Annotated in this window: 15 protein-coding genes; 8 read left to right on the forward strand and 7 right to left on the reverse strand. The window is 62.2% G+C overall.

Going from position 1 to position 15,454, the window contains the following annotated elements; all coding sequences use genetic code 11:
• The first annotated feature begins 5 nt into the window (after positions 1–5).
• From aat to NCR40_RS07465, 5 genes are all read left to right on the forward strand, one after another.
• The gene (gene aat, locus NCR40_RS07445; protein WP_250464998.1) at positions 6–737 is read left to right on the forward strand and encodes a leucyl/phenylalanyl-tRNA--protein transferase; all 732 of its coding nucleotides are present in this window, start codon (positions 6–8) and stop codon (positions 735–737) included.
• Between the two features lie 105 nt (positions 738–842).
• Positions 843–1,661 carry an arginyltransferase gene (locus NCR40_RS07450; RefSeq protein ID WP_244825368.1) on the forward strand — a complete coding sequence of 273 codons (819 nt, stop codon included), beginning with the start codon at positions 843–845 and terminating at the stop codon, positions 1,659–1,661.
• Between the two features lie 188 nt (positions 1,662–1,849).
• Positions 1,850–2,872 carry a quinone-dependent dihydroorotate dehydrogenase gene (locus NCR40_RS07455; RefSeq protein ID WP_250465000.1) on the forward strand — a complete coding sequence of 341 codons (1,023 nt, stop codon included), beginning with the start codon at positions 1,850–1,852 and terminating at the stop codon, positions 2,870–2,872.
• 111 nt (positions 2,873–2,983) lie between these two features.
• On the forward strand, positions 2,984–3,775 hold the full coding sequence (locus NCR40_RS07460) for a transporter substrate-binding domain-containing protein (RefSeq protein ID WP_250465002.1): 792 nt from the start codon (positions 2,984–2,986) through the stop codon (positions 3,773–3,775).
• A 162-nt stretch (positions 3,776–3,937) separates the two neighbouring features.
• On the forward strand, positions 3,938–4,597 hold the full coding sequence (locus NCR40_RS07465; protein WP_250465004.1) for an amino acid ABC transporter permease: 660 nt from the start codon (positions 3,938–3,940) through the stop codon (positions 4,595–4,597).
• Between the two features lie 19 nt (positions 4,598–4,616).
• On the opposite strand, the gene NCR40_RS07470 is transcribed toward NCR40_RS07465, so the two are convergent.
• The 4 genes from NCR40_RS07470 to NCR40_RS07485 all read right to left on the reverse strand — a co-directional run bounded on the left by NCR40_RS07470 (position 4,617) and on the right by NCR40_RS07485 (position 8,793).
• Positions 4,617–5,630, reverse strand: a complete 1,014-nt coding sequence (locus tag NCR40_RS07470; protein WP_250465006.1) for a Gfo/Idh/MocA family protein — start codon at positions 5,628–5,630, stop codon at positions 4,617–4,619.
• A 112-nt stretch (positions 5,631–5,742) separates the two neighbouring features.
• Positions 5,743–6,501, reverse strand: a complete 759-nt coding sequence (locus tag NCR40_RS07475; RefSeq protein WP_244825373.1) for a FadR/GntR family transcriptional regulator — start codon at positions 6,499–6,501, stop codon at positions 5,743–5,745.
• 492 nt (positions 6,502–6,993) lie between these two features.
• Positions 6,994–8,145 (reverse strand): glycosyltransferase family 4 protein, encoded by a 1,152-nt coding sequence (locus NCR40_RS07480; protein ID WP_250465008.1) that lies wholly within the window; start codon positions 8,143–8,145, stop codon positions 6,994–6,996.
• 123 nt (positions 8,146–8,268) lie between these two features.
• Entirely contained in the window at positions 8,269–8,793 is a 525-nt protein-coding gene (locus tag NCR40_RS07485) for a GNAT family N-acetyltransferase (RefSeq protein ID WP_244825375.1), read from the reverse strand.
• Positions 8,794–9,215: 422 nt separating this feature from the next.
• On the opposite strand from NCR40_RS07485, the gene NCR40_RS07490 reads away from it, so the two are divergent.
• The 3 genes from NCR40_RS07490 (at position 9,216) to NCR40_RS07500 (ending at position 13,408) form a co-directional block, all read left to right on the forward strand.
• Positions 9,216–10,256 (forward strand): DUF1839 family protein, encoded by a 1,041-nt coding sequence (locus NCR40_RS07490; protein ID WP_250492471.1) that lies wholly within the window; start codon positions 9,216–9,218, stop codon positions 10,254–10,256.
• Between the two features lie 975 nt (positions 10,257–11,231).
• On the forward strand, positions 11,232–11,978 hold the full coding sequence (locus tag NCR40_RS07495; protein ID WP_244825377.1) for a Crp/Fnr family transcriptional regulator: 747 nt from the start codon (positions 11,232–11,234) through the stop codon (positions 11,976–11,978).
• 29 nt (positions 11,979–12,007) lie between these two features.
• Positions 12,008–13,408 (forward strand): undecaprenyl-phosphate glucose phosphotransferase, encoded by a 1,401-nt coding sequence (locus NCR40_RS07500; RefSeq protein ID WP_244828053.1) that lies wholly within the window; start codon positions 12,008–12,010, stop codon positions 13,406–13,408.
• Positions 13,409–13,483: 75 nt separating this feature from the next.
• Here the strand turns inward: NCR40_RS07500 and rpiA are convergent, their stop codons facing one another.
• From rpiA to NCR40_RS07515, 3 genes are read right to left on the reverse strand one after another with little or no spacing between them, the layout of a single operon-like run.
• Positions 13,484–14,176: a ribose-5-phosphate isomerase RpiA gene (gene rpiA / locus NCR40_RS07505; protein ID WP_250465012.1), complete on the reverse strand. Its 693-nt coding sequence runs from the start codon at positions 14,174–14,176 to the stop codon at positions 13,484–13,486.
• A gap of 56 nt (positions 14,177–14,232) precedes the next feature.
• Entirely contained in the window at positions 14,233–14,628 is a 396-nt protein-coding gene (locus NCR40_RS07510) for a SirB2 family protein (RefSeq protein WP_250465014.1), read from the reverse strand.
• Between the two features lies 1 nt (position 14,629).
• The gene (locus tag NCR40_RS07515) at positions 14,630–15,454 is read right to left on the reverse strand and encodes an N-acetylmuramoyl-L-alanine amidase (RefSeq protein ID WP_250509144.1); all 825 of its coding nucleotides are present in this window, start codon (positions 15,452–15,454) and stop codon (positions 14,630–14,632) included.

Below are 15,454 nucleotides of genomic sequence, written 5' to 3' on the forward strand. Positions count from 1 at the left end.
CGACCATGGTTCCCTGGCTCGCCGACGACGATCCGTTCCCGCCCGTCGAGCGCGCGCTCGGCGCATCGAGCGGCGCGCCGGGTTTGCTCGCCGCGAGCGCGGAGCTCTTGCCCGCGCGTCTCGTCGATGCCTACCGGCGCGGCATCTTTCCGTGGTATTCGGACGGTCAGCCCGTGCTGTGGTGGAGTCCCGATCCACGCATGGTGCTGGTTCCGGACGAGTTCAAGGTTTCCGATTCGCTGCGCAAGACGCTCAAACGCGTGTCGCGCGAGCCGCTCTGGGAAGTGCGCGTGGACGACGACTTCGCCGCCGTGATGCACGCGTGCGCCGACACGCCGCGCGACGGTCAGCGCGGCACGTGGATCACTTCCGAAATCGTTGAGGCGTACTCGACGCTGCATCGCGCGGGCAAGGCGCACAGCGTCGAAACGTGGTTCGACGGGCGGCGCGTCGGCGGGCTTTATGGCGTGTCGTTCGGCAAGATGTTCTTCGGCGAATCGATGTTCGCGCACAAGACCGATGCCTCGAAAATCGCCCTCGCCGCGCTCGTCGCGCACTTGCGCCGCCATAAAATTGGGATGATAGACTGTCAGCAGAATACGGCGCATCTGGCGTCGCTGGGCGGCCGCGAGATCGGCCGCCGCGCGTTTGTCATGCATCTGCGTCACGCGGTCGAAGATGCGCCGATTCCCTGGCGCTTCGATAAATCGGTTCTCGCGGAACTGATCGAGCGCTAGACGACGACGCAAGGACACCGGAACGGAACCAGGCACCGGACAGGCATCAACCAGGCAACCAGAAACCAGCAACGACGAGACGCCCGCGAGACGAGAGCCGCCAACGTGACACATCCGAACGAGCTGCCGCTGTCACCGCTTTCCGCGCTGCAATTCTATGCAACAGCGCCCTATCCTTGCAGTTATCTGGAAGGACGCGTGGCACGCTCGCAAGTCGCGACGCCCAGCCATCTCATCAATTCCGACGTCTACACCGAACTTGTCAAAGCCGGCTTCCGGCGTTCCGGCGTGTTCACGTATCGCCCGTATTGCGACGGTTGCCGTGCCTGCGTGCCGGTGCGCGTGCCGGTGGCGCGCTTCGCCCCGAACCGCACGCAACGGCGCGTCTGGAAGCAGCACGGCAATCTCGTCGCGAGCGTCGCGCCGCTGCATTACGACGAAGAGCACTACGCGCTTTATATGCGCTATCAATCGGCGCGGCACGCGGGTGGCGGCATGGATCGCGACAGCCGCGACCAGTACGAACAGTTTTTGCTACAAAGCAGGATCAATTCGAGGCTCGTCGAATTCCGCGAGCCGGGCAACGCGGACACGCCCGGCGCATTGCGCATGATCAGCATGATCGACATTCTCGGCGACGGGCTTTCGTCCGTGTACACGTTCTTCGAGCCGGGCCTGCCGCACACGAGCTTCGGCACGTTCAACATCCTCTGGCAGATCGAGCAGGCGAAGAGCCTCGACTTGCCGCACGTGTATCTCGGCTACTGGATTCGCGAAAGCGAAAAGATGGCATACAAGGCCAACTTTCGGCCGCTGGAAGGGCTGATCGATGGCCGCTGGTCACCGCTCGATCCCGCAACGACGCTTTCCGCCGGAACCCTGCCGATGCCGGGCCGCATCCACAACGTGAGTCAGCCGAAGTAGCCAGCGCCTCGCGCGCGGCAACCTTGCGCTTGACGTTCGGAAAGCCCCATCGGCAGGAAACAACCGCTTCCCCGGATCGCCGCACCTCGCCGACAAAAACTCGCGCCGCAACCATCCACTCCGGCGCCCTCTTCAAAGCCGCTAAAATAGCGGGTCTCAAAAAACTCGCCGTCGGAGGCGTTCACTTCGTGTTCAGCTCCCTTTACCCGCTCGCGCGCTCGCATCTGTTCAAGATGGACGCGGAAGACGCTCATCACCTCACCCTGCGCATGCTGGGCGCGGCCGGCCGCACCGGACTCGCCGGCATGCTTGCCAAACGCGGCCCCGACTCGCCGCGCAACGTGATGGGCCTCGCGTTCCGCAATCCCGTCGGTCTCGCGGCGGGACTGGACAAGGACGGCGCGTGCATCGACGGACTGGCGGCGCTCGGCTTCGGCTTCATCGAAGTGGGCACGGTCACGCCGCGCGCGCAGCCGGGCAACCCGCGGCCGCGCATTTTCCGGCTGCCGGAAGCGGGCGCGCTGATCAACCGCATGGGCTTCAACAACGGCGGCGTCGAACAGTTCGTCGCCAACGTGCAGGCGGCGCGCTATCGCGGCATCCTGGGGCTCAATATCGGCAAGAACGCCGATACCCCGATCGAACGCGCCGCCGATGACTATCTGTACTGCCTCGAACGCGTCTATCCGTTCGCGAGCTACGTGACGATCAATATCTCGTCGCCGAACACGAAGAATCTGCGGCAGCTACAGGGCGCGGGCGAACTAGATTCGCTGCTCGGCGCGCTCAAGGACAAGCAGCAGCGTCTGTCCGATCTTCACGGCAAGCTCGTGCCGCTCGCGCTCAAGATCGCGCCCGATCTCGACGACGAGCAGATCAAGTCGATCGCCGGAACCGTCCTCACGCACGGTATCGACGGCGTGATCGCCACCAACACCACGCTCTCGCGCACCGCCGTCAGCGGCATGCGGCACGGCGAGGAAACCGGAGGCCTGTCGGGCCGCCCCGTCTTCGATGCGTCCAACGAGGTGATCCGCAAGCTGCGCGCCGAACTGGGCGCGGATGTACCGATCATCGGCGTGGGCGGAATTTTCTCGGGCGAGGACGCGCGCGCGAAGCTCGCGGCGGGAGCATCGCTCGTGCAGATTTATACGGGGCTGATCTACAAGGGACCGGCGCTCGTGCGCGAGTGCGTCGAAGCCCTTGCGTAGGAATATGGAAATAAGCAAACGATCTTACGCATCGCTTGCCTTTTATCTATGATGCCGCACCTGCAAAGCACGGCTCGCCGTCGCGATGCCATTCAAGAGGAATAAAACACGATGAAACTGTCCACGCTCAAGAAAGTGCTCGTCGCCGGTCTGATCGGCGCGTCCCTGTCGGCTGCGGCGCATGCCGAAGACCTGCTCGATTCCGTCAAGCAACGCGGCACGCTGCGCGTCGGTCTGGAGGGCACCTTCCCCCCGTTCAACTCGAAGTCGCCGCAAGGCGAGCTGGTCGGTTACGACGTGGATATCGCCAAGGCGGTTGCCGCCAAGCTCGGCGTAAAGCCCGAGTTCGTGACGACAGAGTGGAGCGGCATCATCGCGGGTCTGCAGGCTGGCAAGTTCGACGTGATCGTGAATCAAGTCGGTATCACCGATGCGCGCAAGGCCACGCTCGACTTCTCGCCCGCCTACACGTACTCGAACGCGCAGCTGATCCAGCGCGCGGATGACAAGCGCGAATTCAAGTCGCTCGACGAACTGAAGGGCAAGAAGCTCGGCGTCGGTCTCGGCACGAACTACATGGACATGGCGAAGTCGGTGCCGGGTATCGATGTGAAGACGTATCCAGGCGCGCCCGAATATTTGCGCGATCTGGCAGCCGGCCGTCTGGACGCCGCGCTCAACGACCGTCTGATGCTCGCCTATCTGCTGAAGAACTCGCAACTGCCGCTGCGCACGGGCGCGAATCTCGACAAGGGCAGCCCGTCCGGCATTCCGTTCAAGAAGGGCAACCCGAAGTTCGCCAAGGCGATCGACGACGCCATGACCCAGCTCGAACAGGACGGCACGTTCACGAAGATCTCGCAGAAGTGGTTCGGTATCGACGTGACCAAGCCCGCAAAGTAAGCCTCGTTCCTGCGCGCCGAAAGGCGTTGCGGACGTTACGAGCGTAACGCGCGGCTCGAGGGCGGCATCGTCTGACGGTGTCGCCCTTGTCTTTTTCGCGCGCGGTTTATGATGTGCGCTTTGCGCGGCAACCTGCCCGCTCTCCTTCCTGCTTCCCCGTTCATGTCCACGACCTCCCTGCTCGTTCAATCGGCCCCGGTGCTGGCGCAAGGCGCGCTACTGACGATCAAGTTCGCGCTTTATTCGATGTTCTTCGGACTCATCGCGGGCGTCGTCCTGGCGTTGATGGGCATCAGCCGCAGCCGCGCGCTCGTCGCCATCGGCCGCTGCTATGTGAGCGTGATGCGCGGCACGCCGCTGCTCGTGCAGATCTTCGTGATCTACTACGGCCTGCCGAGCCTCGGCATCTCGCTCGACCCGACGCCCGCAGGCGTGATCGCGCTGTCGGCGAACGTGGCGGCGTATCTTTCGGAAAGCATGCGCGGCGCGATTCTCGGCATATCCAACGGGCAATGGCTCGCCGCCTACAGTCTCGGTTTGTCGCGCGCCCAGACGCTGCGCTACGTGGTCGGGCCGCAAGCCTTGCGCATTGCGGTGCCGAGTCTGTCGAACAGTCTCATCAGCCTGATCAAGGATACGTCGCTCGTCTCGGTCATCACCGTGACGGAGTTGCTGCGCAGCGCGCAGGAAGTGATTGCGGCGACGTATCAGCCGTTGCCGCTTTATCTCGCGGCGGCGTTCGTCTATTGGGTGCTCTGCAGCGTGCTGGAATTCGTGCAGCGCAGGTTCGAAAGACGCCTCGCGCTGCCGGGCCGGCATTGAGCTGCATGGGCGGCGAACGCTAATCTGCCTCGAACGGGAAGCGCACGTTCAGATCGCGCCGCGCGGCATCGATGATGGCGATCATGCGCATCGACATGGCGTGCGGCATGATCGGGCTTTCGGTGGCGCCCGCGCGCAGCAGCTCGCAGAAGTGCGCGGTCTCGTAGTTCAGGCCGCCGCCGCTGAAAGGCTCGTCGAGTTCGACGCGGCGTCCGTCCGTATAAACGATGCTTGCGCGCGCCGGGTTCCACCAGTTCTCGTGGATCGTCACCGTGCCTTGAGTGCCGCCGATGAGCGCATCGCCACGACCTTGCAGATCGAGCCCGCAGAATATCTGCGCGATGCCGCGCTCGTGGCGCACGTTGAGGCTCGCGAAGACATCCACGCCCGTTTCGCCCACGCGGCCGATCGTCTGCACGTCGAGCGCCTCGCCGAGCCAGTCGACCGCCAGAAACGCTTCGTAGACGCCGATATCGAGCAACGCGCCGCCGCCCGCTTCGAGTGAGAACGACGGATGATCGAGCGGCACGCCGGCTATCGAACAGCCCGCGCGCACGAGTCCGATCTCGCCGATGGGATCGCGCGCAAGATGCTCGCGCAAACGGCGATAAAGCGGATAGAACGGCGGCTTCATCGCTTCCATGAAAAGCAGCTTGGACGCGCGCGCGGCGTCGATCATGGTCTGCAAGGTGCGCGCGTTCACGGCGGCCGGTTTCTCGCAGAGCACGGGCTTGCCCGCCGCCAAGGCACGCAGCGCGTATTCGGGATGACTGTCCTGCATGGTTGCGACATAGACCGCGTCGATCTCGCCGAACATGGCGTCGAGGTCGTCGAAGGCGCGCGCGCCATGCGGTGCCGCCAGCGCGCGAGCGGGTTCGGCGCGTCGTGACCAGACGCCCGCGAGTGCCGCGCCATCGACATGCCCCAGGCTTTCGGCAAAGCGCCGTGCAATGCGTCCCGCACCCACGATGCCCCAGCGGATCGCGTTCGTCTTTCCCGTGTTCGTCGTCGTGTTCGTTTCGGTATTGCTCAAAGCCGGTCTCCCGCGAGATGTTCATCGTGGGAGGCATTGTGCCTCAAGGAACCGCGCGGCCAAATGCAAAAAGCCGGGACAGGTCCCGGCTTTTCACGCGATACGGACGCCGTTACGCGCCTGCCGGAGCATTCACGCTCGGCGGCTGCGCCGGATACTGCGGGCTCGAGCGCTCGAGCGAGAACGCGCGGCCCACTTCTTCCGCCGCGAGATCGACGAGTGCGCGCGTCGCGCGTTCGGCTGCATCGGTATCTTTCGATTCGATGGCTTCGACCACGAGCCGCTGCGCCGCAAGCGTCGCTTCACGCACCGACTCGATGCCGTCGACGATCGGATTCACCGTGACGAGCGCACCGCGCACGATCGCCGTCATCTGGCGAAAGAACTGATTGCCGCTCGCCGCCACGATACGCGTATGCAGCACTTCGTCGGCGGCCTGATATTCCGGCTCGCCAACCTGCAATTGCGAAAGCGCGTCGAAGGCATCGCGAATGCCGGCGATCTCATCGGGGGTCGCGCGGGCTGCTGCCAGCGCGGCGGCACGGGGTTCGATCAGCATGCGGAATTCGATTACATCGCGCAGAAACGTCTGATCGGGCTTCGCGCGAAAACGCCAGCTCACGACATCTTCGTCGATCAGGCGCCAGTCGCTCATCGGCCGGATGCGCGTGCCGGTTTTCGGCCGCACGTCCAGCATATGCCGCGCGAGCAGCATGGAGAGCGCTTCACGCATGACGGTCCGACTTACGTCGAACTCCTTCGAGAGGATGTCCTGCGGCGGCAATATCGCCCCATATTTCTGCTCGACGATCCCTGAGACGAGTCCGTCCATGACCTTCGCCACCAGCGATCGCTCTTTGTTTTCATCCATCTCGCTTCTCCCCTTTGTCGCCTGTCCGTAGCCATGTGTGTTCGTCGTGAACACGCTGTTTGCTCAGAGGCGCCGAGGCACGGCGACAACCGACTGGTCCGGTCGTCGTGCCTGATACGTTGCGTCTTCGTTGCACCGAAAACCAGTTGGGAATTTCCTGACAGGGTATTCCCTCTGACGGGGTGCAATCGCCACGTCGCCGCCCTTCTTGCTGCATGCCCTGAGTGCTGCACTCGCGCCGCGCGCGCGCCGGCATTCGTCAGGGAAACTGAAGAATGGCGACGTCGCAGCGCGGCGCGAGCGTTTTTTTGCGGTCCGTCCGAAATGCGAACCGGTCATGCAAGCATTTGAGCAAGCATCTCGTATGCGTTCTGTGCGACCGCGAACGCTCGCCCGATTCGATACCCCTTTTGTATGACACTCGCGCGCTTTATGCGGTACGTATGCGCGTTTTCGTCGTGCACCACTTAGTTCATTCGTCGGTCTATTCGCTCATACGGCGCCATCGGGCGCGCGCGTGCGACGCGGGCCGACCGGCATCGCGCGCGGCCGTTGCGAAGCGCGTTCCGCGAGCGTTTCCTGATAGATCGTCAGGTATTCGTTGCTTACGCGCTCGACTGAAAGCTGATGCAGATTCTGTCGCGCGCGCGCCGACAGTTGGCCGCGCGCCTGCGAGTCGAGCAGCAGCCAGCGCAGTTTCGCCGCCGCCTCGGCCGGATTGCCATCGGGCACGAGCACGCCCGCCGCGCCGCCATCGAGTAATTCGGGGATACCGCCGATACGCGTGGCAACGATTGCGCATCCTGCCTCGCGCGCCTCGGCGATCACGAGCGGACTCGGGTCCTGAAGCGACAGCAACGCGAAGACATCGGCTTCGGCGAGATACGGACGCGGGTCCGCGACGAAGCCGGTGAAATGCACCGTCGCGCCCAGATCTAGCTCGGCGGCGAGCGTTTCCATCGCGCTGCGATCGGGCCCGTCGCCTACTAGGTACAGATGCGGCTCCGGTATGAATTCCCGGTCGTGCATCGATTGCTCGCGCAACAGCGCGAATGCATGCAGCAAATCGGTAATACCCTTTCTTCGATACATCCCCGCCACGCAAACCACGTTCGGATGCTTCAAACGCAGGGGTTTCGGCGCGGGACGGCACACGAGCCGCGGCGCGCCTATCGCACCATTGCGCACGACCGAAAGCCGCTCGGCCCCGATACCGCGGGCGACGAGATCCTTCGCGACCGCATCGCTCACGGCGACCATGCGATCGCCCGAGCGCACCAGCGACGCGCTCTTCTGCAATTCATGGTGCACGGTCGTGACGAGCGCGAAGCGGCGGCGCATGCTGCCAAACCGCGAGATCAATGCGCCCGTCATCATGTGCGCGTGCACGATATCGGGATCGAATCGGTCGATAAGGCGATTGAAGCCCGCGATCATCGAAGGGACGCGCCAAGGCTGGCGCGACTGTTGCAACGGAATATGCGTGATGCCGTGACGTCGCAAGAGCGGCTCGAATCCGCCGCCGGATGACGCCACGATTACCTCCTGCCCCATGCGCGCCTGCATGCAGGCGAGATCCACCATCATGTTGACGGTGCCGTTGCCAATCGTCTGTGCGTGGTTGGCTAGATGGACTATTCGCATGTGGGTTCGGCACGCGCGACCTTGGTCGGCCCGCGTGTCCTGGATTGCCTTTCGTTTTTACAGCGTGGAATTCGTTGGATCGCGCGCGCCGCCTTAACGGCCAAGCAGCGCGCGCAAAGCTGCTTACAGCAACTCGTAGGTGTTGGCGTGCAGTTGCGCCTTGCTGGCGCTCGCCGTTTCGCGCGCCGTCTGACGGCTCTTTCGCGTCAGGCCGATGTACGGCATGCCGTGTTCGAGGAACGGACCTTCGGTCTTGCGAAAGCCGAACGCTTCGTAAAAGCCGCGCAGACTCACAGGCGCCGTGAGACGCACGCCGCGTCCGGGCCAACGTTCCGCGGTCACTTCGAGCACGCGTTCGATGAGCGCATGCGCGGTGCCATCGCCGCGACGCAGCGGGCTCGTCAAGATCTTGTCGACGACGACTTCCGGGTCTTCGGCATCGCCTTCGTGAATGCGCGCATAGGCGAGCACGGGCATCGAACGAGTCATGTCTTCGGCTGCGAAGACATGCACGCCGCTTTCATCGCGGCCATCGGGATCGAGGTGCACATGCGACTGTTCGACGACGAACACCGCACTGCGTGCGCGCAGAATCAGATAAAGCTCTCGCGCAGTGAGCTGTTCGAAATCAAGGGCTTTCCAGTTCATCGTTTTATTCTCCATGCTCGGGCCGGATAAAACCGGCGTGGCGACCATCACACGTTACGTCCCGGTGAGCCAACATTCCGTGCGGCGGCGCACCGACGATAGCCCTTGCAGCCCCGTCAAATAAGGCCAACCGCACGCAAGGCGTCTCGGGGAAAAAGACGCCTTCGAACCTAAAACCGCATACACGGGCCGCGATGCACCGTTCGCCGCCCATAAGTGCATGCAACCGTGCACCCGGCGCGATTTCGTGCATTCGCATGCACCGATAGCGCTCGCTTCATGCGGCACCTTCATGGGAAAATCGAGATGCTTACCGCCGTCGACCGCGACTCGGGCGCGCAAAAAAACGAAAGCAAAAATGACTGCATGCCCGGCCGCACGGGCGGTATCGGACGCCGTCCTTACTGCTCAGAGGTCAACGCATGAGCGCGTTCCACACCGGCGGTGTGACGGGTTCCGACGCAGGCCGTTCGCGCGTCGTGCAACTCGACCCCTTGCGCCTGCGCGCGCGGCGGCATCACGCGCATGCGTTGCATCGTGGCGAGCGCATCTGGCGCGACGGCGCGGGACCCGTCGATCTCTGGATCGAGCTTCTGCATGGCAATGGTCTCGAACCGCGCGCGGCACTCGCGTATAGCGTCGCGCAAGACTTCGAGGACGACCAGTTCACGCTCGGCCGCATTACACCGGAAGACATCGAAAAGCTTTACGGCCTGCAAGTACAGGAGCTTTCAATCTTCCATTCGCTCGAAGAACGCGCGCTCGTGCAGACGCGCCGCGCAAACACCGTGCTGATCGAAACGGATGCGTTCTTCTTGCCCGACACGCGGTCGGCTTCCTACCATCGCGAGCATGCGAAGACGACTATCGGCATCGATGTGATCGATCCCAATGCGCGGCGTCTCGGCTACTTTCATCACACGGGCTACCATCTGCTCGATGGCGATGACTACAACGGCGTGCTGGGCTTGCCCGCCAGCGACGCAAGCACCTTGGCCGCGACACTTTTCCCGCATGTCGAGTTCGTCAAGCGTGTACGTGAACCGCTTACCGGAACGGCCTTGGCGGAAGCATCGGCCGATCTGTTGTGCGCGCATTTGCTGCGACGTCCTTTGCACAATCCGATCACGCGCTGGCGTGCTGCCTTTCCCGAACATGTCGATGCCATGCTCGCGCGCGGTGACGCTTACACGCAGCTCTACTTCGCAAACGTAATGCGACAGCTCGGCGCGAACTTCGAACTGCTTGCGCACTACCTGCAATGGATGCGCGAGCAAGGCTTCGACATACCCGTGCAAACGCATACCAGCGCCCGCAAGATCGCAAGCGAGACCATGGTCATGCAATGCCGTCTCGCTCGCTCGCTTTCACGACAACATCGCGAGCTTTGCGAAGCCTCTTTCGATGTTCTCGAAGATGCGTATTCGCGCGTAGTGCCGCCTCTCGCCGCTATCGTCTGTTGAACATTTCATAGCATGATTCATGAGATGCGCCCTTTGCGGCGCCCTCATTTCGAGCCTTATTTCAAGGGGTTTTCTGCTTGCTCCAATCTCTCGGCGACATGGCACGCCAAGTGTGTTAGTCAAATCTCACGCTGCTTTGCGCTGTGTTCAACGCTTCACGCGACACACAAGCGCTCGAAGTTGTCCTCGATGAAACATTTCTGAATTCTTCCCTCCGCGTAATCCGGCGTTGTCGCAAAGCACCAAACCATCAATTGTCACGCAAACGTTTTACGCTGAATCATCGTGATGATGTTCGTTGAAGCATGCTGTGCAAGCCTCGTATGGGCCGATGTAAGCCATCACGGCCGACATGAAGATCGTTCACCGTGATGCTTATCGCGTGAGGTTTCCACATCGCGCAAGAGCCGCAACGTTTTGCCCTTGAACGCGAATCACGACCATGCACGGCTTGCATGTCGCAAAGACATACGCAGCAAGGCTTTGCGGATAAGCAAGCGAATCATCCACGAATGCACGTTCGCTTGCCCACGAAGCCGATGGAACACGGATGAATCAATTTTCAAACTCCCTACGAAAGAGGGAAGGTTTGCAACCTGATGTCTCCTCAAGAGCCCTGTCGCGCGGTAATGCGATATGACCAATCCTTCATTCGGGGGGATCGCAACAATGCTACGTATTGGGTCGCATACGTATTCCTAAGACCAGCAATGTTCAAAACTGAAACAAAAACGCTTCGCTGCACTGCATCACAAACGGCGGATTTGCACTGAGGCCCCGCCCACATTGACGCTCGCCGCATTGGCACAGTCCTCGCTAAAAGAGTGTCGCCACCCGATCGACGCAATCAACCAAATCAACTCATGCGCGACACAGGAGCTACGGGGCTGATGTGAAGGACGGAATGTGTTGGATAACGTTCACATCAGTAAATAAAAGAGTGAAGCGCACTGCGCGAGCTACGAGAGAACAACCATGCTGACCCTCCAGTCCGACCTGCACGGCAACCATTTGCTTGGCGCGCTTCCGGCGCACGAATGGCAAGCACTGACTCCGCATCTCGAGCTCGTTCAATTGCGCACCGAACAGCTGCTGTGCGATTCCGGCCAGCGCATTCATCACGTCTATTTCCCGACGACGGCCATCATCTCGTTGCTGCATACCATGGAAGATGGCGGTTCTGTCGAAATCGCGGCGGTCGGCCGCGAAGGCATGACGGGCGTGCCGGTGCTCACGGGCGGCGAAACCATGCCGACGCGCGTGCAAGTGCAGTGCCCCGGCTTCGCGTATCGCATGAGCGCGCAAGCCCTGCGCGACCAGTTCGCGCGTTCCGACTTCCTGCGCCGCCTGATGCTTCTCTATATGCAAGCGCTGCTCACGCAAGTCGCGCAGACGGCCGCATGCAACCGCCATCATTCGCTCAATAAGCAACTTTGTCGCTGGCTTCTGATCGAAATCGATCGTACGGCGTCCAACGAACTACAAGTGACGCAACAATTAATTGCCGATATGCTGGGCGTACGCCGTGAAGGCGTGACCGAAGCAGCCGGCAAGCTGCACGATGCGGGCCTCATCCATCACAGCCGCGGCTGTATCAAGGTGGTGGACCGCGAAGGGCTCGAAGCCCGCGCCTGCGAGTGCTACGGCCTCGTGAAGCGTGAATTCGACCGCCTGCTGCCGCGCATGCGCGTGCAGGAAAACGTCTCCGTTCCCAGCGCCTGATAATGCAGATGCAAACTAAAAATCGCGATATGTTCGCCCGCTCGGCACGTTGTCTCGACGTGTTCCTGATCATCGCAGGCGGGGTGATTGCGCACTTCATGCGCTTCTCCTCGCTCGATTTCAGCGATGTCGAAAAGTTGCTGATCGCGTTCAATTGCGTGCTCGCCCTCTTGCTGTTTCCGGCGTTCGGCGTGTACGAAGCCTGGCGCGGCAAGCCGTTGCCGGTGATGCTCGCACGCGTGACGCTCGCCTGGGTCGCGGTGGCGGCGGCGGCGCTTTTGCTGGCGTTCACGCTGCATCGGATGGATCTGGTCTCGCGTCTGTGGTTCGCTTATTCCACGCTGATTTCCGGCGCGCTGATCGTCGTCGCGAAGTGCGCGGTCTATCTGAGCCTTAGAGCCATGCGTGGCCGCGGCTTCAACCAGCGCACGGTGGCGATCGTCGGCGCGCAGGGTTTCGCGCGCACCTTGCTCGCGCACCTCAGCAGCACGCCCGAACAGGGTTTTACGCCGGTTTGCCTGCTCGATACGACCGGCGACGAGGAATTGCACGCGAGCGGCGTAGGCAGCACGCTGGGCGCTTCCATGCGCATGCCGGTGCTCAACGACTTCGACGAACTCGTCGAGAAAGTGCGCCGTGAAGAGATCAACGAAGTGTGGCTCGCGCTGCCGCTTTCGCAAGAGCACACCATCTACCGCTTCGTTCACGCGCTGCGCCATGACTTCGTGAATCTGCGTTTGATTCCAGACACCCGCAGCATCTCGCTCTTCAATCATTCGATGACGGATGTCGCCGGGCTCGCCACCATCAACCTGACGACCTCGCCGGTCAGCACGCTGCAAATGTGGCCGAAGATGCTGTTCGACCGCCTGTTCGCGGCCGCCGCGCTCTTGGCGCTGTCGCCGCTCATGATCGGCATATCGATCGCGGTGAAGGCTACCTCGAAGGGACCGGTTTTCTTCACGCAGAACCGCAAGGGCGCTGACGGACGGCCGTTCCGCATCTACAAGTTCCGTTCGATGGCCGTGCACAAGGAAACGAGCGGCCACGTGACCCAGGCAACGCGCAACGACCCGCGTGTGACGAAGATCGGTGCATTCCTGCGCCGCACGAGTCTGGACGAGCTGCCGCAGTTCCTGAACGTACTGTTCGGACATATGTCGGTGGTGGGCCCGCGCCCGCACGCGCTCGAACACGACGACTTGTACAAGGATCTCGTCTACGGTTATATGTTCCGTTACCGCATCAAGCCGGGCATTACGGGTTGGGCGCAGGTGAACGGCTATCGTGGCGCGACAGAAAAAGTCGAGAAGATGCAGAGCCGCGTGAAGTTCGACCTGTTCTATATCCACAACTGGTCGTTCTGGTTCGACATCAAGATTGTCGCGATGACCATGTTCAAGGGCTTTATCGGACGTAACGCGTTCTAATTTTGCCTTTGGATAAAAAATGGCCCGGACATTCCGGGCCATTTTTGTTTGAGCGTGCTGCCTTCGAGCGGTTTTTTATGCCGCGTAGTCGATACGTTCGACGCCCTTCTCCGTGCCCAGCAAACACACATTCGCGCCGCGCGCCGCGAACAGTCCGACGGTCACGACGCCCGGCCACGCGTTGATCTGCGCTTCGAGCGCGCGCGGGTCGGTGATGGAAAGCCCCTTCACGTCGATGATCTCGTTGCCGTTGTCCGTGATGAAGGGTGAACCGTCCAGCGTCACGCGCACGATCGGCACGCCCCCGAGCGTCACGAGCTTGCGGCCGATAGCCGTGCGCGCCATCGGCACGACTTCGACGGGCAGCGCGAACTTGCCCATTACGTCGACGCGCTTGCTTGCATCGGCGATGCACACGAACACGTCCGACACCGACGCGACGATTTTCTCGCGCGTGAGCGCGCCGCCGCCGCCCTTGATCATCGCGCCGCTGCCGTCGATTTCATCGGCGCCGTCCACGTACACGGGCAAGTTTTCGATTTCGTTGAGATCGAACACCTTGAAACCATGCGCTTCGAGGCGCGCCGTGGTCGCGAGCGAACTCGATACCGCGCCGCGATAACGCGCTTTCGACTTTGCGAGCGCATCGATGAAGCAATTAGCGGTGGACCCCGTGCCAACGCCGATGATGCAGCCTTCGGGCGCCTGCGCGTCGACATAGTCGGCGGCGGCCTGGCCGACCAGTTGCTTGAGTTCGTCCTGAGTCATGATGGTGTTGCTGCTTTCGAGGTGAGAATTCGAGTCCAAGGGAGCATCTTGCTCCGCTAAGCGAACGCGTGCAGGAAACCGAGCGGATCGTGCGTGCGCGCCACCGAAGCGATGAACGCGAAGACGACGATGGCGAGCACGCCGAAGATTGCCCGCGAGGTTTTGGTGCGGCCGCGTTTGAGCGCAAACGTCCCGAGCACGATATAGACGACGAGGCCCGCGATCTTCGCTGCGAGCCACGCGGCATTCGCGTCGAAGCCGATGATGACGACGAGCGCGATGGCCGAGATGAGCAGCACGGTATCGACGATGTGCGGGACGATTTTTACCGCGCGCTTTTGCAAGAGACGCGAATCCGCGAGCATCCAGATCCAGCGCAGCAAGAAACCGGCGATGCTCAGTCCCGCGCAGGTCATATGGAGCGCGCGAAGCGGCAGAAAGTAGTCGCTCATGTCAGGGCAGATATTTGTCGATGAGCGCGGACGCGATGGCGTCGCTTTCGGCATCCGCGTCGCCCGCATAGTCCGACGGGCGAAAGTGCATCTGGAACGCGCCGAGGACGCGGCGCGTTTTTTCGTCGAGGACACCGTCGGTGGCGACATCGTAGCCGTAACGTTTGAGCTTTTCCTGAAGCGCGCGGACATCCGTGGGCGCCTTCGGCGCACGGCCGGCGAGATGCGCGGCGACCGTGGCATCGTCGGGCCATGCGCCGATGCCCACCTGGTAAAGCGTGTGCCACGGAAAAAGCGGACCGGGATCGATCTTGCGTTGCGGTGCGATATCGCTATGGCCGACGACGCGCGTCGGCGGAATGCGATAGCGCGTGACGATATCGCGCGACAGCTCGATGAGCGCGTCGATCTGCGCGGGCGGATAAGGTTGCCATCCGCGGCCGGACGGCGTGTCGATGGGCCCGAGATTCACGTTCTCGATCCCGATGGACGAAGCGTTGAGTTCCGTCGCGCCTTGCCAGTAACTCAGCCCGGCGTGCCACGCGCGCTGGTCTTCCGGCACGAGTTGATAGACGACCGGCTCGCCTCGTTCGATACGCGGGGCATCGGGGACGACGTAATGCACGCTCACCTGATCGCCGGTCAGGACCGAGAGAGACTTCGCTTCGTCGATCTCGGTGTAGTGCATGACGAGAAAGCGCACGCGAGAGTCGGCGCCTTTTGCGCGGTGCTGAGTGTCGGCGAGGTAGGTGCCGCGGTCGATCATGGTGGTGGTGCAGGCGGTGAGCGCACAGGCGCAGATCAGGGCGGTCAGGCGGGACAACAT

This window comes from Caballeronia sp. GACF4 (assembly GCF_023631025.1).
Lineage (GTDB): Bacteria > Pseudomonadota > Gammaproteobacteria > Burkholderiales > Burkholderiaceae > Caballeronia.